The sequence below is a fragment of the Saccharothrix sp. ST-888 genome, from assembly GCF_000955975.1.
In the GTDB taxonomy this organism is placed as follows: Bacteria; Actinomycetota; Actinomycetes; order Streptomycetales; family Streptomycetaceae; genus Kitasatospora.
Genome location: NZ_JYJF01000098.1, coordinates 1 through 22509, shown reverse-complemented (window position 1 = coordinate 22509; position 22509 = coordinate 1). Strand labels below are relative to the sequence as shown.

Here is a 22509-nt window from a genome sequence, read left to right as displayed (position 1 = left end):
TCGAGCTGTCGGCCGCCGACCGGAGGGAAGCCGTTCGAGGCGTGGCCACTGCTGGTGCCACTGGGACCATCGGAAGTCGTCGGAGGTAGCCCGGGGGGCCGGAGCAGCGGGAGTAGCCTGCAGCGGACAGCAGCAGTCAGGGTCAGTCAACGGCGTTGGGAGTCAGCCGAGTTGGATCGAGCGCTTGGCGAGACCCATCCAGAAGCCGTCGATGACGCTGCGCTGCGAGCCCAGGTCGGCCTCCCCGGCGCCGAGGGCGACGAAGAGCGGTGCGAAGTGCTCGGTGCGCGGGTGGGCCAGCTTCCCGGCCGGGGCCTTGCGTTCGAAGTCGAGCAGTGCGTCGAGGTCCTGGGCCGCCAGCGCGCGGCGTCCCCAGTCGTCGAACTCGGCCATCACGGAGGGCACCCGACCGTCGGGGCTGATCGCCCGAAGGTTGTGGGTGAAGAAGCCGCTGCCGACGATCAGTACACCCTGGTCGCGCAGCGGGGCCAGCCGACGGCCGATCTCCAGCAGCCGCTGCGGGTCGAGGGTCGGCATCGAGACCTGGAGCACCGGGATGTCGGCCGCCGGGAACATCTCCACCAGGGGCACGTACGCGCCGTGGTCGAGGCCCCGGTCGGGGATGTCCTGGACGGGAGTGCCGGGGGCGCGCAGCAGCTTGCGCACACTCTCAGCGAGTTCCGGCGCGCCGGGTGCGGCGTACTGGACCCGGTAGTAGTGCTCGGGGAATCCCCAGAAGTCGTAGACCAGCGGGACGGTGGTGGTCGCGCCGAGGGCGAGCGGAGCCTCCTCCCAGTGCGCGGAGATCATCAGGATCGCCGTGGGCCTGGGCAGGTCGGCGGACCAGGCGGCCAGCTCGTCGGGCCAGATCGGGTCATCGGCCAGGGGCGGTGCGCCGTGCGAGAGATAGAGGGCGGGCATACGCGCGGGGGTGGCAGTGCTCATGATCGGCTTCGGCCTCCAGCTATTAGTTCAAATTTGAACCTTATATTTGCGACGGTACACCTTTGTTCGAATTTGAACAACAAGGTAGGATGTCCTCATGGACGAACCCCGTTGGCTCGACGAGCAGGAGATGGCGGCCTGGCGGGGCTTCGTCGTCGCGAGCAACCTGATCGCCCGGCGTCTGGAGCACCAGCTCAAGGAGAACGCCGGACTCTCCCACACGCAGTACGAGATCCTGGTGCAGCTCTCCGCCGCGCCCGACGGCTCACTGCGGATGACCGACCTCGCCGATCGGCTGGTCACCTCGAAGAGCGGCCTGACCTACCAGGTCACCCAGATGGAGAAGGCCGGCATGGTCCGCCGCCGCTCCTGTCCCAGCGACGTGCGCGGGGTCTTCGCCGAGCTGACCGAGGAGGGCTGGCGGGTGCTGCGGGCGGCCGCGCCGGGGCATCTGGCCGTGGTGCGCGAGGTGCTGATCGACGTACTCGACCGGCAGCAGCTGGCAGTGCTGGGGGATTGCCTCGGTGAGGTCAGCGCGCGGCTGCGCGCGGCCGAGCGCGGGGGCGTCGAACGCTGACGTCTTGGGGCAGCCTTCCCCGGGGACGGGCGGGCCGGGTGTCAGCGGGCGGGCGGTGCGCAGAGGAGGGCTGCGCGCAGGTCGATGCGGTCCTCCAGGCGGGCCAGGCTGCGTCCGGTGAGCTCCTCGATCCGGCGGATACGGTAGTGAACGGTGTTCACGTGAAGATGGAGGGCCTCGGCGGTCCGCGCCCAGGAACCGTCGTGGTCGAGGAAGGTGTTCAGGGTGCCGAGCAGCGAGACGGTGTTCTCACGGTCGTGCTCGACGACCGGGGCCAGCAACCTGCGATGGAACGCGGCGGTGACCTCGACCGGGACGCCCCGCAACAGATCGGCCAGTGAGCCGAGTTCGCCACTGCTGCCGACTGCGGCCGCGCCGCTCCGGGGGATCGTGGCGGTATCGCCCGTACCGGCCTTGCCGTTGCCGGTGCTGTTGCCGCTCCTGCCGGTTCCGCTTGCACCGTTGCCGCTTGTGCCGCTTGTGCCGCTTGTGTCACTTGTGCCTGTGCCGCCGGTCGCCGCCCCGGCGTCCTGCGCGTACGCGGCCTGAATCAGCGCCCCGCGCAGCTGCTCACCGGCCGGGGTGGTGGCGGGGCCGACCCCGGCGCGGAGCCACCGACGGCCGGTCAGCCTGCTCTGAAGTGCGGGCCAGGCGCTGCGCAGCCCGGCCGTGACCTCGGTTGCGGGAGCGGCGACCAGGCCGACGGCGCCGCCGCGTCCGTCCGTACCGGCCGCGAAGGGTGCGCCGAGCCGGTGCAGCGCCTCCGCGAGCGCGGACACCGCCCAGGCCGCGGCCCACGGTTCCTCCGTGCCGCCGTCCAGTCGTACGGTGACCGGCACCAGCGCGGCGCCGGGGGGCAGCCCGCAGGCGGCGAGGGTGTCCAGCAGCTCGGGCTCCGGGCCGTCCTGGGCCACCAACTCGGCCGCCCGCGCCGCCGTCTGGCGCTGTGCGGCGGCGGTGGCCCGGGCCCGGGTCGCGAGCGGGGTGAGCAGCTCGGCGAGACCGGGCAGCAGTCCGGCTGCCCACGGCTCCGGGACGGTGTGCGGCTGCAACAGCCAGCCGTCGAACGGTGAGTCGCCCTGCGGCCCGATCGGCACGGACCCGCGCGAAGCCGTACCGGCCCCGCCGCCCGCAGTCGAGGAGGCGATCACCCGCCCGCTCGCCGTGACCACCGAGCAGTCCGGCAGCCCGAGCCGGGCGACCGCGCAGGCCAGCACCTCGTCCAGCCGGGTCCCGGTGTGCAGCAGGCCGAGCAGTTCGCGCCGGGCCGCCTCCGGGATCGCGGCGACGCCGTGCGAACGGGTCTGGAGATCGCCCCAGAGGCGCAGATAGACCCGGTCGGTGACGGCGCGGAAGCTGGTGCCGGGCGGCACCGACAGCAGCGGGATGCCGTGGGTGCGGCAGGCTTCGACCAGGCTCTCCGGCACGGAGCCGTGGGTGCCCTCGCCCGCCAGCAGGCCGGCCACCCCGGCGCTGCGCAGCGAGGTGGCGAAGCGCAGCGCGGCCGTGGTCTGGTCGGGCCGCCACCAGACCAGGCCGCTCAGCACCAGTTCGCCGGGCTGGAGATAGCGGGCGGGGTCCTGCAGGTCGGTGGAGGTCACCCCGGTGACCTGGCGGCCCAGTAGGTCGGACGTCCCCCAGGCCAGCCCGATGTGCAGGTCGTCCAACTCCAGCAGGTCCCCGACGATCATGTCTCGCTCCTTGTGCTCCGCGCCGTTCCTGCCTCTCGCTTCAGCAAGGGCAAGGTGCGCACAGGCATCGTAAATGCAAGACGAAAGCCCGTAATCTCCTCTTGTTGGATCCACCGAACGAGACCGCCCGACCTGGTGCCCGACACCAGTCGTCCGCCCAGTTGCGCTGTTGCTGAACGCGGCGGCCGAGTCCGGTCCGGCGCGCTTCGGCGAGCCCCGGCGGCGCGGCGACCGTGACCGGACCGGCAGCAGTTACAGGGAGTGTAGCTGTTTATCCATCGCATCTGCTGCTGAAAATGTGTGTTCAGCCAGGGATCTGAGAGTGGCATCCGGTGCGCTCGGGTACCACCCTTCCGGGCCGCAGGGTGCGCCCCGGAAGGGACCGCCGATGAGAACCACGCAGTCCGTGGGCGCAGCACCCGCCACCGCGACGGTCAGGCTCCACGGTCGGCTCGACCAGCCCGTCGAGCTGACCGTGGAACAGCTCCGCGCCCTGCCTGCGCACCGGGCCGAGGTGAGCTTCGACTGCCTCAGCAGCGGCCTGCAGCACCACACCTTCGAGGGGCCCAGGCTCTGGGACGTGCTGCGCGCGGCCAAGCCCCGGGTCGACCTCACCGGCCGCAAGCGGCGGCTGCGCCATCTGATCGCCCTCACCGGGGCCGACGGCCACTGCGTGGTGCTCTCCTGGGCCGAGATCGACCCGGAGTTCGGCGGGCAGCAGATCCTGCTCGCCACCAGCATCGACGGGACTCCGCTGGACGAGGCGGGCCCGCAACTGGTCGTCCCCGCCGACGCCTCCGGCGCGCGCTACATCAGCGGCATCACGGCGGTGTGGCTCGGCGCGGTGGGCGACTGAAGGGGCGCGTCCGGCGGCCTCGGCGTGCCGGCGTCAACTGGTCCGGAGCGGCAGCGTCTTGAGGCCGGTCAGGTCCGGTGCGGGGAGGAAGACCGGCGGGTTGTCCGGGTCCGTGCGCAGTACCGGAAAGCGGTCCAGCAGGATGTTGAGCGCGATCCGGCCCTCCAGCCGGGCCAGCGGCGCGCCCAGGCAGAAGTGGATGCCGCGCCCGAATCCGAGGTGCGGGTTGGGGTCGCGGGTGGGGTCGAAGACGTCGGGGTCGGCGAACTGGCGCCGGTCCCGGTTCGCCGCCGCGAGCCGCACCGCGATGACCTCGTCCGCGGGAATCCGCTGTCCGGCGATCTCGACCTCGGTGGTGGTGAGCCGGAAGGTGGCCGCGAACGGGGTCAGCAGGCGCAGCGACTCCTCGATCGCGCCCGGTACCGTCGAGCGGTCGGCGCGCACCCGCGCCGCCTGCTCGGGGTGGGTGTCCAGGCAGAGCACCGTGTTGCCGAGCAGCATGGTGGTGGTGATGTGCCCGGCGGTCAGTAGGAGGTTCGCGAAGTTCGCCACCTCCGGGTCGGTCAGCCGCTCGCCGTCGACCTCCGCCTGGACGAGCTGGGTCAGCAGGTCCTCCCGCGGCTGCCGCCGGCGTTCGTCGGCGTGCGCGCGGAGGTAGTCGAGCATCACCTGCGCCTGCGCCATCCGCTTCTCCAGCAGGGCCCGCTGCTCCTCGTCCTGGTCGAGCAGCGAGAACTGGTCCTGGTTGTCGAACAGTTGGTCCACCCACTTGCGGAACAGCGGGCGGTCACTGCTCGGCACGCCCAGCAGCTCCGCGATGACGATCACCGGCAGCGGATACGCCAGGTCGGTCACCAGCTCGAACCGGTCCCGGTCGGCGACCTCGTCCAGCAGTTCGTGGGTGAGTGCGCTGATCCGCGGTTCGAGGCCGGCCACGATCTTCGGGGTGAACGCGTGGCTGACCAGCTTGCGCAGCTTGCCGTGGTCCGGCGGATCCAGCTGCACCAGGTTGCCGGCCGTGACCGCCTCCTCGGCGTCGGGGACGAACCGCCGGACCGTGTGGGAGGAGTACGTCTTCGGGTCGCCGAGGATGTCGAGCGCCTCCGGGTAGCCGTAGACGTTCCAGAAGCCGAGTTTCTCGTCGTACCGGACCCGCAGGGGGAGAGGGCGCGGTGTCGTGCGCCGGGTGTCAGCGCGCCCAGCCGGTGCAGCTCCGGCTGCCGGTGTCCGCGGTGGTGGAGAGAGCGTTCAGCACGGTGAGCCTCACCGCCGCCCCCAGCGGGGCGGTGAGGCGCTCGGCGAGTGCGCGGGCCTCCTGGCCGCCGGCCTCCGTGGCGACCGCGAGCTGCTGTCGGAGGCCGGCGACGTATGGCGTGAGGTCCATGGCGCCATGGTGGCACCACTCTGACGCCACATCAAGTGTCTCTCCGGCGAAGGGTGGTGCCACGGATCGCGCGGCCGCGCTCGGCCGATCGGGTCGGCCGGCCTGGCCGACCCGACCGGGCGTCGGGTCCCGGGTGGGGCGGATCAGGCGGCGGCGAGCGACACCTCGGTGGCCTTGATCAGGGCGACGACCGGGGTGCCGGCCTTGAGGCCGAGCTCGGTGGCGGCGTCCGCCGTGATCGCCGCGGTCAGCTCGCCGCCCGCGACCGTGACCTTGACGCCGGCCATCGCGCCGCCGGTGGCCACCTCGGAGACGGTTCCCGGGAGTTGGTTGCGGATGCTCAGCCCGCTGACCGGTCCGGTGGAGAGGGCGACCTCGGTGGCCTTCACCAGGGCGCGGACCTCGCTGCCCTCGCCGAGGCCGAGGTCCCGTACGGCGTCCAGGGTGACGGCGGCGGTGAGCTCCTGCCCGCCCGCCAGGCTGACCTTGACGCTGGCCATGACCTCGCCGGTGGCGATGGCGGTGACCGTGCCGGGGAGCTGGTTGCGGATACTCAGACTCATCAGATGACCTCGATTTCGTATCATGGAAATGGAATTCCACGTCCTGATCGACACCCTAATGCGGATATTTCCCCAGCTCAGACGCCCTTTGTAGGTGCCAGGGCGATGCCCCGGACGCTCTCGCAGCTGCTGTCTCAGGACAGCGCCGCCGCCCGGACACAGAGCACGTCCGGCAGGTGTGAGGTGAGCTGCGCCCAGCTGTCGCCCTCGTCCGCACTGCCGTAGACCTCGCCGTTGCGGTTGCCGAAGTACACCCCGGCCGGTTCGCCGTCATCGGTGCAGAGCGCGTCGCGCAGCACCACGCCGTAGTGGTCCTCCGTCGGCAGGCCGTCGGAGAGCGGCTGCCAGCTCGCGCCCGCGTCCCGGGTGCGGAAGACGCGGCAGCGGCGGGCGACCGGGAGCCGGGCGTAGTCCGCGTCCAGCGGGAAGAGGTACGCGGTGCCGGACGTCCGGGGGTGGGCGGCGACGCCGAAGCCGAAGGTGGCGGGGAGGTCCGAGCCGACGTCCTGCCAGTGGCCGCCGCCGTCGTCGCTGCGGTAGACCCCGCCGTGGTTCTGCAGGTACAGCCGGTCGCGGTCCACCGGGTCGGCCGCGACCTTGTGCACGCACTGGCCGAACTCCGGGTACTCGTCCGGCAGGAAGGAGGCCCGGATGCCGCTGTTGGCGGGGTGCCAGCTCCGCCCGCCGTCCGCGGTGCGGTAGACCCCGCCGGTGGAGACCGCGACCGTCAGCGCGTCCGCGTCGCGCGGATCGGTGACGATCGTGTGCAGTCCCTGGCCGCCGAACCCGGCGGTCCAGTCCTTGCGTTGCGGGTGCGACCAGAGCGGCACGTCCAGGGCGAAGCTCTCGCCGCCGTCCTCCGAGCGGAACAGGGCCGCCGGCTGGGTCCCCGCGTACACCACGCCGGGGGCCTCGGCGCCGGCGGGCTGCAACTGCCAGACCCGCTCCAGCGAGGTCCCGGTGTGCTCGGGGAAGCGCACGGCCGGGCGCGACGGCTCCTGCCAGCTCGCCCCGAGGTCGTCGGACCACCAGACGGACGGGCCCCAGTGGCTGCTGTCCGCCCCCACCAGCAGCCGGACCCGGCCCTCGCGCCGGTCGATCCCGATCGAGTAGATCGCGTTCATCTGGAAGTGCGGGCCGGTGAACTCCCACCTCGCCCGGTCGGGGCTGCGCCCCAGGAAGAGGCCCTTCTGCGTGCCGACGGCCAACAGTGTCTCGCTCATGACGCAACCACCCGGGCGGAGAGGTACGGCCCCCGCCCGCCAGTCTGCTCCCGTCGACGCCGACCGTGCACGTCCTCGGCCCCGGCGCGCCGCGACTTCCGTGGGCAGGCCCCGACGGGTGCGGGGGACCGCGCGAGCAGCCGTACGGCCGGTGCCCCCGCGGCCCCCGGGGGCTGCTACCCGCTGTCGCGGCAGGTCTCCAGCAGGCGCAGCCAGATCTCGCTGATGGTGGGGAACGCCGGGACCGCGTGCCAGAGCCGGTCGATCGGGACCTCGCCGACCACCGCCACGGTGGCGGAGTGCAGGAGTTCGGCGACCGCCGGGCCGACGAAGGTCGCGCCGACGATCACTTGGCGGTCGAGGTCGAGCACGAGCCGGGCCCGACCCCGGTAGCCGTCGGCGTACAGCGCGGCACCGGAGACGTGGCCGAGTTCGAAGTCGACGGCCCTGACCCGCAGGCCCGCCCGCTCGGCCGCACCGAGGCTCAGCCCGACCGCTGCCGCCTCCGGTTCGGTGAAGACCACCTGCGGCGGCCCCGCGCTGTCGGCGGTGGCGGCGTAGCTGCCCCAGCGGACGGTGGTGTCCGGCTGCTCGCCCCGGGCGCGGGCGGCGATCGCGGCGCCGGCGATCCGCGCCTGGTACTTGCCCTGGTGGGTGAGCAGATTGCGGCGGTTGACGTCGCCGACGGCGTACAGCCAGCCGCCGTCCACCTCCGTGACCAGACAACTGTCGTCCACCGTGAGCCAGTTGCCGGGGGACAGGCCGATGCTCTCCATGCCGATGTCGTCGGTGCGCGGTGCCCGTCCGGTGGCGTAGAGCACCTGGTCCGCCGTCAACTGCCCACCACCGGCGCCGTCACCGTCACCGCCGCCCAGGGTGAGCGTCACCGGACCGTCACGGTGCAGCGCGGTCACCTCGGTGCGGAACCGCACGTCCACCCCGGCGTCCCGCAGGCCCTCGGTGACCAGCTCACCGGCGAAGGGCTCCATCCGCTCCAGCAGCGCTCCGCCGCGCACCAGCAGGGTGACCTCCGAGCCCAGCGAGCGCCAGGCGGCCGCCATCTCGACGGCGACCACCCCGCCGCCGACCACCGCCAGCCGGGGCGGTACCGAGGCGGAGCTGGTGGCGTCCCGGCTGGTCCAGGGGTGGGCCTCGGCGAGTCCGGGGACGTGCGGCAGGGCCGGACGGCTGCCGGTGCACACGGCGACGGCGTGCCGGGCGGTCAACAGTCGCTCGCCGTCGACCAGTACGGCCCGGTCACCTGCCAGCCGGCCGTGTCCGCGCACCAGGTCGATCCCGACCGAGCGGAGCCACTCGACCTGGCCGTCGTCGTGCCAGTGCGAGGTGAACTCGTCGCGGCGGGCCAGCACGGCGGCCGTGTCCAGGCCGCCCTGGATCGCCTGCTTGGCGCCGGGCAGGGCGTGCACATGGGCCAGCGCCGAGCCCGGCCGCAGTAGCGCCTTGCTCGGGATGCAGGCCCAGTAGGAGCACTCGCCGCCGATCAGCTGGCTCTCCACGATGACGGTGCTCAGCCCGGCGGCGCGGGTCCGGTCGGCGACGTTCTCGCCGACCGGACCCGCGCCGAGGACCACCACGTCGTACTGCTCGGGTTGCGGGGTCATGGCTCTCGCTCTCGCTCTGCTGCCGCTGTGCGTTCGCTGCCACCGCCCACCGGGCGGGGCGGAACCATCCTCCGACGGTCCCGCCCCGCCCGGTAGACGCCCGGTCGGCGTGTCGGCGCCGAGAAACGCCGGACGTCCGGCGGGCGAGGGCGGCCAGGGAGCGGCCAGGGGGCGGTCAGAGCACGGCGGGTGCCAGCTCGTCGGTGTCGGTGCGCTCGGGGGCGGGCCCCCGCATCAGGCGCTGCGGGCGGCGCACGATCAGGTAGCCGAGGCCGATCACCGTGACCAGCCCGACCCCGAGCAGGGCCGCCCAGACCTGGTACCAGGGCGCCCCGGGCGGCGCGAGGATGGCGCGCGGCCAGCAGATGTTGGCCACCTCGAGGCCGGTCCAGAGCACCGCGAGGGCGTTCAGCGGGGTACCCCACCGGCCGAACGAGACCTGCCCGGCGGGCCGCCAGCTGCCGCGCAGCCGGGCGATCAGCGAGGCCAGGGTGAGCAGGAAGAAGGGCAGGAAGGTGGCGGCGCTGCCGAAGGTGATCAGGCTGCCGATCGCGGTGCTCTCCAGGCCGAGCGGGAGCGCGGCGCAGCTGACCAGGGTGGCGGCGACCAGGCCGCCGATCGGGGCCTTGTGCCGGTTGACCTTCCGGACCTGGGGGGAGAACGGGAAGACGCCGTCCCGGGCGAGCGAGTACAGGCCGCGTGCGGCGCCGCCCTGGGAGGCCATCAGACAGGCGGTGAAGCTGACCAGGACGACCACCACGAACGGCTTGGCCGACCAGTCGCCGAACCCGGAGGTGACGGCGGTGGTGACCGGGTCGAGGTCCTTTCCGGCGACGACGGCGGCCGGATCGGGGTGGGCCAGCGCCACCGCGACGGCGTTCAGGATGACCACCGTGCCCACGCTGAGCAGGGCCCAGCGCATCGCCCGGGGGACCTGGCGGGCGGCGTCCTTGGTCTCCTCGGCGGTGGAGACGCAGGCGTCGAAGCCGATGAAGGCCCAGCCGCCGACGGCGATCACGGCCAGGAAGGACATCAGGTCACTTGTCCCGGTGGTGGCGGGCGCGTTCAGGGTGTCGGTGAGCAGGCCGAGGCCGTGGTGGCGGAAGAAGAGCAGCAGGGCCAGGCCGACCAGGACCGAGGCGACGGCCTCGGCGGCGATGCCGAGTGAGACGAACCAGCGCAGCAGGTTGATGCCGTAGGCGTTGACCAGGGTGCAGAGGACCATGAACGCGGCCGAGACCAGCACCAGTTGGGTCGGGGTGGGGGTGGCGCCGAACAGCGCGAAGACCCAGGGTGAGGCGAGGTAGGCGACCGTGGTGTTGGCGAACATCACGGCGAACTGCCACATCCAGCCGCTCAGCCAGGCGAAGGTGGGTCCGGCGAGCCGCCTGCTCCACTGGTACGCGCCGCCCGCGAGCGGCCACTGGGAGGCGAGTTCGGAGTAGACGCAGACCACCAGCAGCTGGCCGAGAAGGCAGACCGGCAGGGCCCAGACCCAGGCGCCGCCGTCCACGCTCATGCCGACCTGCGCGACGGCGTAGAGCCCGACCACGGGCGACACCACGGCGAAGCCCATCGAGATGTTGCCGAGTACGCCCAGGCTGCGGCGCAGTTCCTGCCGGTAGCCGAGCGCGGCGAGGCGTTCGCTGTCGGCCGGGTCGGGGGCGCCGGGCGGGGCGTCGGTCGGTCTTGCAGGGGTCTCGGTCATCGTCGGTCCACCTTGCCGTCGGCTAAAACTAACTTTGTTAGTCCGGGACCGTAGCCGCTGCACCGGGCTCCGCGGAAGGGGTCGACACCAGGCTGTAACGTGGCCGGATCGGTGGACGTACGGAGGGCGGGGCAGTGGGGCGACCTAGCAGGGCGCTACTGAGCAGGGAGATCATCGCCAGGGCCGCGCTCGACGTGGTGGACGAGAACGGCCCCGACGGTCTCACCATGCGCGCGCTGGCCGACCGCCTCGGCGTCAAGGCGGCCTCGCTCTACAACCACGTCACCGGAAAGGACGAACTCCTCGACTCGCTGGCCGAGTTGGTCAACGCCGAGATCGATCTGACCCCGCTCGCGGCGCAGTCGGGCGGCGGGGAACCGGGCAGTGGGGAACCGGGCGGCGCAGAGCCGGACTGGCGTACCGGCGTGGCGCAGTACGCGCGCGGCTACCGGGCGGCGTTCGTCCGACACCCCAACACCATCGCCCTGTTCGCCCGCCGACGGGTGGAGGCCGCGCGCCAGCTGCTCGGGTACGACGCCCTGCTCGCCGCCCTCGGCCGGGCCGGGCTCGCGCCCGCGGATGCCGCCGAGGCCGCGGCGGCGCTCGACTACCTGGTGCTCGGGTCGGCCCTGGAGACCTTCAGTGCGGGCTTCGGCCGGCCGGCCGACGAGTACCGGCCCGGATACCCGGCGCTCGCGGGCGCGCTGGAGGCTGCGGCGGCGCGGGGGCCGGGCCTGGACGAGCGAGGGTTCGAGCTGGCCCTGCGCCTGCTCCTCGACGGCCTCACGGCCCGGATCGCCCTCACCCGCTGAAGCCGCCGGGCCGTCGGGCCAGTTCCGCGAGCCCTCGGACGGGTACGCCTCCCGGTCGGCGGCCGTGACTGCCCGGGCTGTACGGGGTGGTGCCACGTGCCGACGAGGAGACAGCCGGACGGGCGAGCCCGGCAGGGGCCCGCCCGTCGCGTACAGCCGCTGCCTGCTCCAGGCCGGTCAGGCCTGGGTGCCCGCCTGCTGCTGCTTCATGCCGGCCCGGACCTCGTCCATGTCCAGCGCCCGGGCCTTGCCGATCAAGTCCTCCAGCGTGGGCTCGGGCAGGGCCCCCGGCTGGGCGAACACCAGGACCCCGTCGCGGATGATCGCCAGGGTCGGAATCGAGCGGATCTCGAACGCCTCCGCGAGCTCCGGCTGCGCCTCGGTGTCCACCTTGGCGAAGACCAGGTCGGTGTGGCGCTCGGAGGCCTTCTCGTACACCGGCGCGAACTGGCGGCACGGGCCGCACCAGCCCGCCCAGAAGTCGATGAAGACGAAGCCCTTGCCATCCGGACCCTGGACGACCTCGTCGAAGTTGTCCCTGGTCAGCTCGACGGTGCTCATGTCGGGGTTCCTGCCTTCCGCTGCTGTCGGTGGCTGTACGAACCGCATCAACCAAGCGCCGCGGCCCGCTATTCCACCGGGCCGCCGGACCCCGCCCGGCCCGAAGGCCGTCCGGGCCTCGGATCGCGGTCGGACTTCGCGGTCGCCCCGCGACCGACGGTGTGCCAGTCCTGGCCCGTACCGACTTCGTTGTGTTCCGACCGTGAACTCTTGATCCTTACGGGCGAATTCGGTGGCCCGTCCGGCGTGCCGACCGGGTCCGGGCGGGCGCGAAGATCAATCAGCGTCCTAGGTTGTGGCTCGGCCGAACGGCCCGTACGTGCCCGGCGAGGCACGGTCGAGCACCCGCTCGGCACACCCGGGGCCGGCGGCCGCCGGCCCGAGGCCCTCCGGCTCGACCCGTCCTTCTCGCCGTACCGCGCCGGGAAGGCCGGAGCACTGTTGGGAGAAGGACGTTGATGACGCTGATCCGGGCACTGGTGTGGGCGATCGACGCGTGCGCGGCACTGTGGGTGGGACCGGCCGGGTTCGTACTGCGGGCGGGGCGGGCGGTACGGCGACTCGGTCGGTGAGGGCCCGCGCCGTCCCCGGTGCCCCCCGGTGGCTGCTCAGGAGCCGTTGGCGAGCCGGCGCAGGGTGCGGCCGCAGCGGCGGGCGTAGCGGAGCTGGAGGTGGGGGACGATCGGTCCGGCCAGCCGGGTGTACCAGCGGTTCGGGCGGCTGAAGGCGGTCACGGTGAACCAGACGGCCTTGTCCGGTCCCATCTCGACCACGAAGGACTCCTCGCCGCACTCGGGGTGCCCGGCGCGGGTGCCGTACGCGAAGCCGATCCGGTCGGGCCGGTAGCTGCTCCAGACCACCTCGCACGGCGCGGTCACCCGCAGCGGACCGACGCCGATCGCGCATTCGACCGCGACTCCCGGTTCCGCCCGCTCCGCCGCCGTCCGGATCCGGACCCCGGCGGCCCGGTGCATCCGCCAGGTGGTGACGGCGGCGCCGGCGGCTTCGAGGACGTCCCGGCCGTGACCGAGCAGGATCCGGTGCCTGAGGTGGTTGTAGCCAGCGGGCAGCGCACGGTCCGACGCGGTAGTCCGACCGACCTCGGGGTAGTTCAGGGTGCTGGTCACGGGTGGAGCTCCTTGAGTCGGCGCCAGGCGAGCAGCGCGCAGAGGGCGAAGCCGAGGGCGTTGCCGAGGCCGTGGGTGGCGGCCATCCAGGTCAGGGTGGGGTGCGGGAGGCCGGCGGCTCGGCCGAGCGCCCACCAGAGGGCGAGCAGCATGGTGGCGAGGAGCACCGCCGAGGAGACGGCGAGCAGTCGGCCGGTGAGCAGGTCCCTGCTGCCGGTGCGGGCGCGCAGGTCCCGCCAGGTGAGCAGTCCGACCAGCCACATGCCGGTGGTCAGGACGACGGCGCCGAGCAGTTGGGCCCAGTCGTCGACGAAGTATCCGGCGAGGACCAGCAGGGTGCCGACCGGGACGCTGAGCGCTGCGGCGCGGGCCGCGAGCCGGTCGGGCGCGGTGCGGCAGACCAGTCCGGCGACCAGCGCGGCGGTGAACCCGGCGAAGTGGAAGTGCGGCACGGTGAGTGCCAGGATCTTGAGGTCGAAGCCGAACAGCCGGTGCCCCGAGCGTTCGGCGACCAGCGCGATGCCCGCCACCGAGGGTGTGGCGAGCGCGGTCAGCGTGGCGATCTCGGCGGGGGCCAGCGACCTGGTGCGGCTCAGCCGCAGCGGGGCCAGGGCGGCGAGGCCGAGGGTGGCGCCGGCGTAGCAGGCGGCCAGGCCGGTGGCGAGCGGACCGCGCGGCAGCCAGAGCGCGAGCGCGCCGGGTACGGCGGCGATCGGCCAGAGCCGGGCCGCCCGGGCGGTGCCGGGTCCGTCGACGAGCGTGAGTCCGATCGGTATCGCGGCGAACATGCCGAGCATGACGATGAGGTTGACCAGTGCGGTCACGGTCCCGCCCCCTTGTGTGGAGGTGCGCGGGCGGACCCGGGGCACCTGAGCCTGTCGGAGCATGCCTGGAGTCCCCGGACGCGTCGCGCTTGAACGTGTTCAAAACGCTGTCGCAGCAGACTCTACGGCATAACTGAACGCGTTCAACATTGCCCTCTGGTGGCCCGGCGGCAGCTCCGGGCACACTGGGACCCAGGAGGACCACACCCGCTCGGCGCTCTGCCCCCACCGGTTCCCGCTCCCCCACTCCTGCTCGCCGAGGTCGTGGTGTGGACGGCAGCCATGCCTCGCATACCGCTGATCTGCCCACGCTGCGGACGCCCCCAGCGCGTCGTCCCCAGCACCCCGGACCGCACCGCCAGGGTTGTGCACGCCGAGACCGGGCGCGAGGAGTGCGAACCCGCCGACCTCGCCGACGGTGCTGCCGGGGTCGACGACGGCGCACCGGCCACGCCCACGCCGCCCGGATCACCCGCACCGCCCGCACCGCCCGAACCGCCGACGCCGCCCGCGTCGAGGTCGGGCTGAGATCCGAGACCGACGACGCGTCACCGGGGCGGGTGGCGAGTGCCCGCCGCCCGGAGCAGGCTGGATAGCGAGACCCGTGGAGGTGGCGATCATGATGCACACACTCGTCGGATGGCACGTCGAGCTGGAATTCATGGAGGAAGGGGATCGCACCAAGGCCGTCGCGCTGGTGCGGCTCCCGGACGGCTCGGAGGTCCGGTCCCACGGCTACAGCACCCGGCACCACGCCGACGCGCCGCAGCCGAGGGTCGGTGAGGAGGTCGCCGGCGCCAGAGCGCTCAACGACCTTGCGATGCAGCTGCTGACCAAAGCGCACGACGAACTCAAGTAGGTCCCCGGCCGGCCGGGGACCGGTCAGTGCTGCGGCGGCCCGCCGATCCGGTCGAGCGGTGTGTCCGGGTCGGCGAGCGCGTCCGGGTCGACCGGGCGTCCGGAGCGGACCAGGTCGCGGATCGTGTCGGTGACGTCCCAGATGTTGACGTTCATCCCGGCGAGCACCCGGTTGCCGGAGAGCCAGAAGGCGATGAACTGCCGTCCCGGCACGTCGCCCCGGAACACCACCCGGTCGTAGCCGTCGGGCTCGACATAGCCGGTGTACTCCATGCCCAGCTCGTACTGGTCGGTGAAGAAGTACGGCAACCGGTCGTGCACCGCCTCCTCGCCGAGCATCGAGCGCGCCGCCGTCCTCGGCTGGTGCAGCGCGTTGGCCCAGTGCTCCACCCGGATCGGCCTGCCGTAGAGCGGGTGGAAGGCGTTGACGACGTCCCCGGCGGCGAAGACGTCGGGGTGCGAGGTCTGCAGGTGCTGGTCGGCCAGGACCCCGTTGTCGACGGTCAGCCCGGCTGCGGCGGCGAGTTGGGTGTTCGGTGCGACTCCGACGCCGACGATCACCGCGTCGGCCTCGACCAGCGTGCCGTCGCGGAGCCGTACGCCGTGCTCGGTGATCTCGCTGACCTGGACGCCGAAGCGCAGGTCCACCCCGTGGTCGCGGTGCAGGTCGGCGAAGACCTGTGCCGCCTCGCGGCCCAGTACGCGCAGCAGGGGAAGCTCGGCCCTCTCCAGCACCGTCACCGTGCAGCCCGCCTCGCGCGCGGCGGAGGCGGTCTCCAGGCCGATCCACCCGGCGCCGATCACGGCCACCCGGGCGCCGGGCCGCAGTACGGACCTGATCCGGTCGCTGTCCTCGACCCGGCGCAGGTAGTGGACGTTCGCCCCGTCGGCGCCCGGGACCGGCAGCCGGCGCGGGCTGGAACCGGTGGTGAGCAGCAGTTTTCCGAAGCCCAGGCTGCTGCCGTCGGTCAGTGTCACCCGGCGTGCGGTGAGGTCGACGGCGGTGACGGCGGTGCCGAGGCGGAGGTCGATCGAGTGCTCTCCGTACCACTCGGGGGAGTGGACGTGGATCTTCTCCCGTGCGGTCTTGCCCATCAGATAGCCCTTGGAGAGCGGAGGCCGCTCGTACGGGCGCTCCCGCTCGTCCCCGATCAGGACCACCGGCCCCTCGAAACCCTCCTCACGCAGGGTTTCGGCTGCCTTGGCCCCCGCCAGGCTCGCACCGACGATCACGTACGCGCTCTCCATCCCCGGCTCCTCACGTCGTTGGCTCGCCACCGCCTCCCCATCACACTCCCTTCTCCGCGTGGTCGCGCGGTGAACCGTGAATCTGACCGGGTGGTAACTGCGGGGCACTGCCGGTCGGGGCGCCGGCCGGTCAGGGTTCGCAGGGCTGGAGGGGCTGGGGAGACCGAAGGGGTTGGAGGGACAGGAGGGACGGAGCGGCCGATCGGGGGACGCCGGGATCTCCTCGTCGCCGTCCCGGGCGGGCGCCCCGGGGAATTCGGCGGCAGGTCCGAGGAAGCCGGGGTAGGGTCGGCCGGTCCGGTCCGGACGTGCGCACAGGAACGAGGAGTCAGATGGCTTTCCCGCCCGAGGAACTGCTTCCCACCACCCGCCGTGCCCTGCTGCACCGGCTGGCCGTAGGACAGGCGGAGGGGCGCACGCCGTCGCTGGTGGGCGCGGTGGTCCGGGGCGGCCGCATGGTCTGGACCGACGGGCGGAGCATGATCGACGACCACCGCCCGGACGACGACGTGCAGTACCGGATCGGCTCGCTCACCAAGAACTTCGTCGCGGTGCTGGTCATGCGGCTGCGGGACGAGGGTGCTCTGGAGCTGACCGACCCGCTGGACAAGCACCTGCCCGGCACCTCCGCCGGAGGGCTGACGATCGCCCAACTCCTCGCCCACACCTCGGGACTGGCCTCCGAGACGCCGGGGCCCTGGTGGGAGCGGACCCCGGGGGCGCTGCGGCCCGAGCTCGCGGATGTGCTCGGCGAGCAGCCGATGCGACACCCGGCGGGGAGCCGGTTCCACTACTCGAACCCCGGCTACGCGCTGCTGGGTGCCCTGGTCGAGCGGCTGCGCGGGGAGCCGTGGGGCGACGTACTGCGCCGGGAGGTGCTGGAGCCGCTCGGTATGACCCGGACCACCCTGTCGCCCCAGGCGCCGCACGCCGGCGGGTTCGCCGTGCATCCGTGGGCGGACGTCATGCTGCCCGAACCGCTGGAGGACACGGGGGTTATGGCACCGGCCGGTCAACTCTGGTCCACCGCCGCGGACCTGTGCCGCTGGGCGGTGTTCCTGGCGGGCGGTGACGAGAAGGTACTGAGCGCCGACAGCGTCGCCGAGATGCGCCGGCCGGCGTCGGAGCCCAGCGGACCCGACTGGGTGGCCTCCTACGGGTTCGGCACCCAACTGCGGCGGCAGGACGGCCGGGTGCTGTTCGGGCACAGCGGTTCGATGCCCGGCTTCGTGGCCACGCTCTGGGTGAGCGAGGCGGACGACCTGGCTGCCGTGGTGCTGGCCAACGCGACCTCCGGGACGGCGTCCTCGGTGATCGCGGCGGATCTGATCGGGATCGTGGCCGAGCGCGAACCGCGGCTCCCGGAGCCCTGGCGCCCGCTGGCCGAGGTCGATCCGGAGCTTCTCGCGTTGACCGGGCCCTGGTACTGGGGGCCGTCGGCACACATCCTGCGGCTGCAGGCCGACCGGGCCCTCGAGCTCGCGCCGCTCGGGGCGGCGGGCCGGGGCTCCCGGTTCCGCGCCCTGCCGGACGGCACGTGGACCGGGCTGGACGGCTACTACGCGGGTGAGACGCTCCGGGTGGTCCGCGCGGCGGACGGCACCGTGAGCCATCTCGACCTCGGCAGCTTCGTGCTGACCCGCGCACCCTACGACCCGGGCGCGCCGATCCCGGGCGGTGTCGACCCCCGGGGCTGGCACTCGAGTTGACGGGTACGCCCGGCGGCCGCAGGGCCGGGTGAGCGGAAGCCGGACCCTGAAGGCGACCCCGGTGCCGGCCGTAGTGCCGGGATCGGGATCGGCCAGCTGCAGGGTGCCGTGGTGGCGGGTGAACCGTTCGAAGATCCGCTCGCGGTCCTCGGACGGGACGCCGGCGCCGTCGTCGCGGCCCCTCCCGGCGGCGGTGCCCCGCGAGGCGGACCGTGCCGTGGCCCGGTGCTGCCCCTAGGCTGAACCTGCCAGCACCGGAAGGGGTACGTCCGCATGAGCGAGCACACCGTCACCGTACGCTGCGTACCGGCCACCCCCTGCTGGGTCAGCCTGATGGCGCGCGACCTCAAGGACGCGCGGGCCTTCTACGGGCCGCTGCTCGGCTGGACCTTCGAGCCGGGGCCGGACCGCTGGGGCCCCTACCTGCGCGCGGTGGTGGACGGTGTGGAGGTCGCCGGTATCGGCGTCGTCTCGGGGGACTGGCAGCCGCCGGTGGCCTGGACCACCTACTTCGGCATCGAGAACGTCGACCAGGCCGCCGCCCGGATCCGCGAGCGCGGGGCCACCGTCGCGGTCGGCCCGCTCGCCTTCGACGCCGGACGCGTCGCGCTGGCCGCCGACCTGTTCGGGGCGGCCTTCGGCGTCTGGGAGGGCGACCTCGGCTGCGCCGCCTGGGTGAGCTCGCCCGGCGCCGCCGTGTGGATCGAGCTGCGCACGGCGGACCCGTTCGCCGCCGCGCTGTTCTACGGCGAGGTCTTCCTCTGGGACGGCCGCGACCCGGCGCACTTCGAGGTGCGCTACGAGCACGAGCGGGTGGTGCTGCGCTCGGACGGCCGCAGCGTGGCCGCGCTGCGCCGGGCCACCGAGGTGGTCCCGCACTGGGAGGTCTTCTTCTCGGTGGCCGACACCGATGCCGCCGTGCACCACGCGATCGCCCTCGGCGGGGCGGTGGTGAACGATCCGAGCGACTCCCCGTACGGGCGGGTGGCCCGTCTGCGCGATGCCGAGGGCGGCCTCTTCTCGGTGATCGGCCCCGACCGCCGGTCCGACGCCGGCAGTCGGCCCGACCCCGGGGGCGATGCCGACTGGGCGGGTACCCCGGACGCCGAGTACTCCTGAGGGGCTTACGGCTGAGGGGCCCGCGGCCGGGCGGTCGTCGGCGTCAGTGGCCGAGGTGGGCGAAGATCCGGTGCATCGCCTCGGGCAGCTGCTCGGGGCCGGTGACCGGGCGGTCGAAGTCGAATCGGGCGTCCAGCATGCGGGTGCCGCTGAGCAGCCGGACGCGCAGCCCGTAGCGGTCCAGGGACACCGGCCGGACCTCGGACAGACTGTGGACGGGCTCGTGCCAGGCGCTCAGCCCTGACGGGTGTTCGAGCGCCTGACGGCCCAGCAGTCGCAGCTGTTCGGGGTGGGAGGCGGCCAGGTGCTGGAGCATGGCGGCCTCGTCGGCGGCGATCGGGTCCGGAGCCGCGGTGGAGAACGCGGCGGGGTCGATGCAGCACTCGGTGCCCCAGAGGTCCTCGACGGCCAGGTGGTCCAGGTCGAGGCGGAGCAGCGCGTGCTCGCCCTCGCTCCGCCGGGGGAAGAGGCCGTCGATCAGCTCGGGTCCGGCGGTCGGCAGCGCACTGAGCCGTCCGTGGGCGGTGAGCCGGCCGCGGATCCGGTGGGGGAGGGCGACCGGGGCGACGTCCACCGCCTCCAGCTCGGCCGTGAGGACCTCGTCCCGCGAGAGGGCGGCGATCCGGCAGAGCGGCGAGGCGCTCTCCACCAGGACGGCCAGTGCGGCGTCCGGCAGTGCGGTGCAGCGCACCAGCGGCGGGATCCCGGGCCGGTTCAGCAGGTCGATACCGGGTACGTCGAGAACCACCGAGGAGCCGAACTCCAGTAGCGTGCGGGCTCGTTCGGCGCCGCTTGGGGCCTGCCCGTGCCGTGCGGGCTGCGGCCGGGTGGCGACGGGCAGGCGGTGGCTCTCAGCCTCGGCCATGGGGACCTCCTCGTTGATTAGGTGAGCCTAACCTAATCTCTCGGAGTCGGGGAAGTGCCACCTCGGTACTCCGTCGAGTCGTGTCGGCGTTCCGGCGTTCCGGTGTTCTGGTGCTCCGGCGCTCCAGGCGGGCGGCGGGTCCGTGGGCCCGGTCCCGCGGTCGGGCGGCGGGGAGCGGTCAGACGGTGGCACCGAGCATGCGGAGGACCAGGACACCGTAGCGGCGGCCGAGTTCTTCCGGGGTCTCGCTGCTGCGCTCGCTGTACCAGCGGGAGACGTCGATGCCGAGCGAGGTGGCCGCGCGGGCGGCGGTGCGGACGTCGGGGACCGCGAAGGCGCCGGAGGCCACGCCCGCGTCGATGATGCGGCGGACGGTCTCCTCGATCCGGCGGCGCAGTTCGGCCACGACGGCGAAGTCCTCCTCCGGCAGGGCGTGCAGCTCGTGGTTGACGATCCGTCCGACGGTGTGGCCGCGGGCGTGCCAGGTGGTGAAGTCCTCGACCAGGCGGCGCATCTGCTCGACCGGGTCGCCGCTGCTCGCCTCGGCGCGCTCGACCAGGTCGAGGGTCGCCTGGTGGCCGGTGCGGCTGATCTCGGAGAGCAGCGCGGCCTTCGAGGGGTAGTGGATGTAGAGCGCGGCGGGGCTCATCCCGGCGGCGGTGGCGATGTCGCGGGTGGTGGTGGCGTGATAGCCGCGCCGGGCGAAGGAGTCCACGGCGGCGAGCAGCAGCCGCCGGGCGGCCTCGGTGCGCTCGCCCGTACGTCCTGCGGCACGTCCGCCGCCCGGTCCGCCGCTGTGCGGGCCGGGCCAGAGATCGGCGGTTGCCTGGTCGGTCATGGCGCAATCCTCGCAGATGGGCCCGGCCGGTCCCGCTGGCCGGGGTGTCTTCGGGGTGCTCCCCGTGGTTGACAGTGTCGCGCGTGCCCAACATGCTAAGCAAGCGCTTAGTCAGACAGGCAGGCCCGGACGCCCTGCCGCCGTCGAGAGGATTGGCGATGACTCCTTCGTTCAAGGGCCGGGTGGCCGTGGTCACCGGAGCCAGTCGGGGCATCGGCCTCGGCATCGCGCGCACGCTGGTGGAGCGCGGCGCCAGGGTCTGCATCACCGCCCGCAACCCCGAACCGCTCGCCGAGGCCGTCCGTGACCTCGGCGGCCCGGAGAACGCCATCGCCGTCGCGGGCAAGGCGGACGACCCGGCGCACCAGGAGGAGACGGTCAACCGCACGGTCGAGGCCTTCGGGCGGCTCGACCACCTGGTCAACAACACCGGTATCAACCCGGTGTTCGGGTCGGTCCTGGACACCGATCCGGCCGCCGCCGCCAAGATCTTCGGCGTCAACGTGCTCGCCCCGCTCTCCTGGACCAGGCTCGCCCGCGCGGCCTGGATGGGCGAGCACGGCGGTGCGATCGTCAACGTCGCCTCGATCGCGGGCATCCGCAGCTCGGTCGGGATCGGCATGTACGGCGTCAGCAAGGCCGCACTGATCCGCCTCACCACCGAACTCGCCGCCGAGCTCGGCCCCGATATCCGGGTGAACGCCGTCGCCCCCGCCGTGGTGAAGACCAAGTTCGCCGAGGCCCTCTACGACGGCCGGGAGGAGGAGGTCGCCCGCGCCTATCCGCTCGGACGGCTCGGCCTGCCCGAGGACGTCGCCGGAGCGGTCGCCTTCCTGCTCTCCGAGGACGCCGGCTGGATCACCGGGCAGACCCTGGTGGTGGACGGCGGCGTCACCCTCGGCGGTGGAATGTGAGCACCCGGCTCGCCGGTCAGGGCGTGGTCGTCACCGGCGCCGGGCACGGCATCGGTGCCGCCCTCGCCGAAGCCTTCGCCACCGAGGGCGCCCGGGTGGTGGTGAACGACCTGGACGCCGGCGCCGCCGAGCAGGTCGCGGCCCGGATCGGCGGCATCCCCGCGCCGGGTGACGCCGCCACCGCCGAGGGCGTCGCCGCGCTGATCGCCGCCGCCCGCAGCGCACTCGGCCGGATCGACGTCTACTGCGCCAACGCAGGGGTCGCCCCGACCGGCGGCGCCGACGCCTCCCCCGGGGCCTGGGCCACCGCCTGGGACGTCAACGTGATGGCGCACGTCCGGGCCGCCGAACTGCTGCTCCCCGACTGGCTGGAGCGCGGCGAGGGCCGCTTCGTCGCCACCGTCTCCGCCGCCGGGCTGCTCACCATGCTCGGCTCCGCCCCGTACGCCGTCAGCAAGCACGGCGCCCTCGCCTTCGCCGAGTGGCTCGCGGCCAGCTACCGCCACCGGGGCCTGCGGGTGCACGCCGTCTGCCCGCAGGGCGTACGGACCAGGATGCTCGCCGACTCGGGGCTCGTCGGGGAGGCGCTGCTCGCCGGTTCCGCCGTCGAACCGGCGGCCGTGGCCGACGCGTTGCTGCGCGGCATCGAGGCGGAGACCTTCCTGGTCCTTCCGCACCCCGAGGTCGCCGGGTACTACGCGGCCCGCGCCGCCGAGCCCGACCGCTGGCTGGACGGCATGAACCGGCTCCAGCAGAACATCGACAAGCACGTCGGCGAGAAGGGACGCGCGGAATGAGGGCATGGCAGGTCGGCGCGCTGGGTGAACCGCGCGAGGTGATGGAGCTGCGCCAGGACGTACCGCAACCCGAGCCCGCAGCAGGCCAGTTGCTGGTCAGGGTGCGGGCCGCCGCGGTGAACTTCCCGGACGCGCTGATGTGCCGGGGCCACTACCAGGTGCGCCCGCCGCTGCCGTTCACCCCCGGCGTGGAACTCTGCGGTGAGGTAGTCGGAGGCGGGGTGGGGGTACCCCCGGCGGGAGGGGCTGGGGTGGGGGCACCCCCGGC

24 protein-coding genes are annotated in these 22509 nt (G+C 73.2%); 10 read left to right on the top strand and 14 right to left on the bottom strand.

The features are described from left to right. Window positions 1-162: 162 nt before the first annotated feature. On the bottom strand, window positions 163-945 hold the full coding sequence (locus tag UK12_RS25535; protein WP_045305491.1) for a dioxygenase family protein: 783 nt from the start codon (window positions 943-945) through the stop codon (window positions 163-165). 97 nt (window positions 946-1042) lie between these two features. Between UK12_RS25535 and UK12_RS25530 the strand changes: the two genes are divergently transcribed. Continuing rightward, window positions 1043-1522, top strand: a complete 480-nt coding sequence (locus UK12_RS25530; protein ID WP_045305490.1) for a MarR family winged helix-turn-helix transcriptional regulator — start codon at window positions 1043-1045, stop codon at window positions 1520-1522. Between the two features lie 41 nt (window positions 1523-1563). On the opposite strand, the gene UK12_RS25525 is transcribed toward UK12_RS25530, so the two are convergent. After that, window positions 1564-3213 carry a PucR family transcriptional regulator gene (locus tag UK12_RS25525; RefSeq protein ID WP_045305489.1) on the bottom strand — a complete coding sequence of 550 codons (1650 nt, stop codon included), beginning with the start codon at window positions 3211-3213 and terminating at the stop codon, window positions 1564-1566. A gap of 388 nt (window positions 3214-3601) precedes the next feature. Between UK12_RS25525 and UK12_RS25520 the strand changes: the two genes are divergently transcribed. Beyond that, window positions 3602-4069, top strand: coding sequence for a molybdopterin-dependent oxidoreductase (locus UK12_RS25520; protein WP_045305488.1), 468 nt, complete (start codon window positions 3602-3604; stop codon window positions 4067-4069). Window positions 4070-4102: 33 nt separating this feature from the next. On the opposite strand, the gene UK12_RS25515 is transcribed toward UK12_RS25520, so the two are convergent. The 6 genes from UK12_RS25515 to UK12_RS25490 form a co-directional block, all read right to left on the bottom strand. Further along, window positions 4103-5227 (bottom strand): cytochrome P450, encoded by a 1125-nt coding sequence (locus UK12_RS25515; RefSeq protein ID WP_082119936.1) that lies wholly within the window; start codon window positions 5225-5227, stop codon window positions 4103-4105. 31 nt (window positions 5228-5258) lie between these two features. After that, window positions 5259-5453, bottom strand: coding sequence for a hypothetical protein (locus UK12_RS25510; RefSeq protein WP_045305487.1), 195 nt, complete (start codon window positions 5451-5453; stop codon window positions 5259-5261). A 143-nt stretch (window positions 5454-5596) separates the two neighbouring features. Beyond that, entirely contained in the window at window positions 5597-6016 is a 420-nt protein-coding gene (locus tag UK12_RS25505) for a TOBE domain-containing protein (protein ID WP_045305486.1), read from the bottom strand. Between the two features lie 134 nt (window positions 6017-6150). Beyond that, on the bottom strand, window positions 6151-7239 hold the full coding sequence (locus UK12_RS25500; RefSeq protein ID WP_045305485.1) for a WD40/YVTN/BNR-like repeat-containing protein: 1089 nt from the start codon (window positions 7237-7239) through the stop codon (window positions 6151-6153). Window positions 7240-7415: 176 nt separating this feature from the next. After that, window positions 7416-8861, bottom strand: coding sequence for a dihydrolipoyl dehydrogenase family protein (locus UK12_RS25495; protein ID WP_045305484.1), 1446 nt, complete (start codon window positions 8859-8861; stop codon window positions 7416-7418). A 175-nt stretch (window positions 8862-9036) separates the two neighbouring features. Continuing rightward, on the bottom strand, window positions 9037-10569 hold the full coding sequence (locus UK12_RS25490) for an APC family permease (RefSeq protein ID WP_045305483.1): 1533 nt from the start codon (window positions 10567-10569) through the stop codon (window positions 9037-9039). A gap of 134 nt (window positions 10570-10703) precedes the next feature. Here UK12_RS25490 and UK12_RS25485 point away from each other — a divergent pair, with 134 nt between their 5' ends. Beyond that, the gene (locus UK12_RS25485; RefSeq protein WP_045305482.1) at window positions 10704-11381 is read left to right on the top strand and encodes a TetR/AcrR family transcriptional regulator C-terminal domain-containing protein; all 678 of its coding nucleotides are present in this window, start codon (window positions 10704-10706) and stop codon (window positions 11379-11381) included. A gap of 177 nt (window positions 11382-11558) precedes the next feature. Here the strand turns inward: UK12_RS25485 and UK12_RS25480 are convergent, their stop codons facing one another. From UK12_RS25480 to UK12_RS25470, 3 genes are all read right to left on the bottom strand, one after another. Continuing rightward, window positions 11559-11942 carry a thioredoxin family protein gene (locus tag UK12_RS25480; protein WP_045305481.1) on the bottom strand — a complete coding sequence of 128 codons (384 nt, stop codon included), beginning with the start codon at window positions 11940-11942 and terminating at the stop codon, window positions 11559-11561. Between the two features lie 608 nt (window positions 11943-12550). After that, window positions 12551-13069 carry a DUF1990 family protein gene (locus tag UK12_RS25475; protein WP_045305480.1) on the bottom strand — a complete coding sequence of 173 codons (519 nt, stop codon included), beginning with the start codon at window positions 13067-13069 and terminating at the stop codon, window positions 12551-12553. Then, window positions 13066-13893 (bottom strand): YndJ family protein, encoded by an 828-nt coding sequence (locus UK12_RS25470; RefSeq protein ID WP_045305479.1) that lies wholly within the window; start codon window positions 13891-13893, stop codon window positions 13066-13068. The genes UK12_RS25475 and UK12_RS25470 overlap by 4 nt, the downstream gene beginning before the upstream one ends. 282 nt (window positions 13894-14175) lie before the next feature. On the opposite strand from UK12_RS25470, the gene UK12_RS40035 reads away from it, so the two are divergent. Both UK12_RS40035 and UK12_RS25465 read left to right on the top strand, forming a co-directional pair. After that, complete coding sequence (locus tag UK12_RS40035) at window positions 14176-14421, top strand: hypothetical protein (RefSeq protein ID WP_156178927.1); 246 nt, start codon at window positions 14176-14178, stop codon at window positions 14419-14421. 91 nt (window positions 14422-14512) lie between these two features. Beyond that, window positions 14513-14752 carry a DUF1876 domain-containing protein gene (locus tag UK12_RS25465; protein WP_045305501.1) on the top strand — a complete coding sequence of 80 codons (240 nt, stop codon included), beginning with the start codon at window positions 14513-14515 and terminating at the stop codon, window positions 14750-14752. A gap of 23 nt (window positions 14753-14775) precedes the next feature. On the opposite strand, the gene UK12_RS25460 is transcribed toward UK12_RS25465, so the two are convergent. After that, window positions 14776-15999, bottom strand: coding sequence for an NAD(P)/FAD-dependent oxidoreductase (locus UK12_RS25460; RefSeq protein ID WP_045305478.1), 1224 nt, complete (start codon window positions 15997-15999; stop codon window positions 14776-14778). Between the two features lie 332 nt (window positions 16000-16331). Between UK12_RS25460 and UK12_RS25455 the strand changes: the two genes are divergently transcribed. Further along, the gene (locus UK12_RS25455) at window positions 16332-17708 is read left to right on the top strand and encodes a serine hydrolase domain-containing protein (protein ID WP_045305477.1); all 1377 of its coding nucleotides are present in this window, start codon (window positions 16332-16334) and stop codon (window positions 17706-17708) included. A 273-nt stretch (window positions 17709-17981) separates the two neighbouring features. Then, complete coding sequence (locus UK12_RS25450) at window positions 17982-18827, top strand: VOC family protein (RefSeq protein ID WP_197085170.1); 846 nt, start codon at window positions 17982-17984, stop codon at window positions 18825-18827. A gap of 43 nt (window positions 18828-18870) precedes the next feature. Here UK12_RS25450 and UK12_RS25445 read toward each other — a convergent pair whose 3' ends face one another. Together UK12_RS25445 and UK12_RS25440 are read right to left on the bottom strand one after the other, a co-directional pair. Next, window positions 18871-19692: a DUF2470 domain-containing protein gene (locus UK12_RS25445; protein WP_052682152.1), complete on the bottom strand. Its 822-nt coding sequence runs from the start codon at window positions 19690-19692 to the stop codon at window positions 18871-18873. 178 nt (window positions 19693-19870) lie between these two features. After that, window positions 19871-20530: a TetR/AcrR family transcriptional regulator gene (locus UK12_RS25440; RefSeq protein WP_082119935.1), complete on the bottom strand. Its 660-nt coding sequence runs from the start codon at window positions 20528-20530 to the stop codon at window positions 19871-19873. A 158-nt stretch (window positions 20531-20688) separates the two neighbouring features. Between UK12_RS25440 and UK12_RS25435 the strand changes: the two genes are divergently transcribed. The 3 genes from UK12_RS25435 to UK12_RS25425 form a co-directional block, all read left to right on the top strand. After that, complete coding sequence (locus UK12_RS25435; RefSeq protein WP_045305476.1) at window positions 20689-21444, top strand: SDR family oxidoreductase; 756 nt, start codon at window positions 20689-20691, stop codon at window positions 21442-21444. Then, window positions 21441-22241 (top strand): SDR family oxidoreductase, encoded by an 801-nt coding sequence (locus tag UK12_RS25430; protein WP_045305475.1) that lies wholly within the window; start codon window positions 21441-21443, stop codon window positions 22239-22241. The genes UK12_RS25435 and UK12_RS25430 overlap by 4 nt, the downstream gene beginning before the upstream one ends. Then, window positions 22238-22509: alcohol dehydrogenase catalytic domain-containing protein (locus UK12_RS25425; RefSeq protein ID WP_045305474.1), on the top strand; the 272-nt coding region annotated here is incomplete at its 3' end. The genes UK12_RS25430 and UK12_RS25425, both read left to right, overlap by 4 nt.

Excerpts from the sequence above, each read along its gene's own strand:
- UK12_RS25510 (WP_045305487.1), bottom strand. The coding sequence starts at position 5,453 with ATGGACCTCACGCCATACGTCGCCGGCCTCCGACAGCAGCTCGCGGTC.
- UK12_RS25435 (WP_045305476.1), top strand. The coding sequence starts at position 20,689 with ATGACTCCTTCGTTCAAGGGCCGGGTGGCCGTGGTCACCGGAGCCAGT.
- UK12_RS25495 (WP_045305484.1), bottom strand. The coding sequence starts at position 8,861 with ATGACCCCGCAACCCGAGCAGTACGACGTGGTGGTCCTCGGCGCGGGT.
- UK12_RS25450 (WP_197085170.1), top strand. The coding sequence starts at position 17,982 with ATGAGCGAGCACACCGTCACCGTACGCTGCGTACCGGCCACCCCCTGC.
- UK12_RS25525 (WP_045305489.1), bottom strand. The coding sequence starts at position 3,213 with ATGATCGTCGGGGACCTGCTGGAGTTGGACGACCTGCACATCGGGCTG.
- UK12_RS25455 (WP_045305477.1), top strand. The coding sequence starts at position 16,332 with ATGGCTTTCCCGCCCGAGGAACTGCTTCCCACCACCCGCCGTGCCCTG.
- UK12_RS25505 (WP_045305486.1), bottom strand. The coding sequence starts at position 6,016 with ATGAGTCTGAGTATCCGCAACCAGCTCCCCGGCACGGTCACCGCCATC.
- UK12_RS25445 (WP_052682152.1), bottom strand. The coding sequence starts at position 19,692 with ATGGCCGAGGCTGAGAGCCACCGCCTGCCCGTCGCCACCCGGCCGCAG.
- UK12_RS25460 (WP_045305478.1), bottom strand. The coding sequence starts at position 15,999 with ATGGAGAGCGCGTACGTGATCGTCGGTGCGAGCCTGGCGGGGGCCAAG.
- UK12_RS25500 (WP_045305485.1), bottom strand. The coding sequence starts at position 7,239 with ATGAGCGAGACACTGTTGGCCGTCGGCACGCAGAAGGGCCTCTTCCTG.
- UK12_RS25530 (WP_045305490.1), top strand. The coding sequence starts at position 1,043 with ATGGACGAACCCCGTTGGCTCGACGAGCAGGAGATGGCGGCCTGGCGG.
- UK12_RS25480 (WP_045305481.1), bottom strand. The coding sequence starts at position 11,942 with ATGAGCACCGTCGAGCTGACCAGGGACAACTTCGACGAGGTCGTCCAG.
- UK12_RS25520 (WP_045305488.1), top strand. The coding sequence starts at position 3,602 with ATGAGAACCACGCAGTCCGTGGGCGCAGCACCCGCCACCGCGACGGTC.
- UK12_RS25490 (WP_045305483.1), bottom strand. The coding sequence starts at position 10,569 with ATGACCGAGACCCCTGCAAGACCGACCGACGCCCCGCCCGGCGCCCCC.
- UK12_RS25535 (WP_045305491.1), bottom strand. The coding sequence starts at position 945 with ATGAGCACTGCCACCCCCGCGCGTATGCCCGCCCTCTATCTCTCGCAC.
- UK12_RS40035 (WP_156178927.1), top strand. The coding sequence starts at position 14,176 with ATGCCTCGCATACCGCTGATCTGCCCACGCTGCGGACGCCCCCAGCGC.
- UK12_RS25440 (WP_082119935.1), bottom strand. The coding sequence starts at position 20,530 with ATGACCGACCAGGCAACCGCCGATCTCTGGCCCGGCCCGCACAGCGGC.
- UK12_RS25465 (WP_045305501.1), top strand. The coding sequence starts at position 14,513 with ATGATGCACACACTCGTCGGATGGCACGTCGAGCTGGAATTCATGGAG.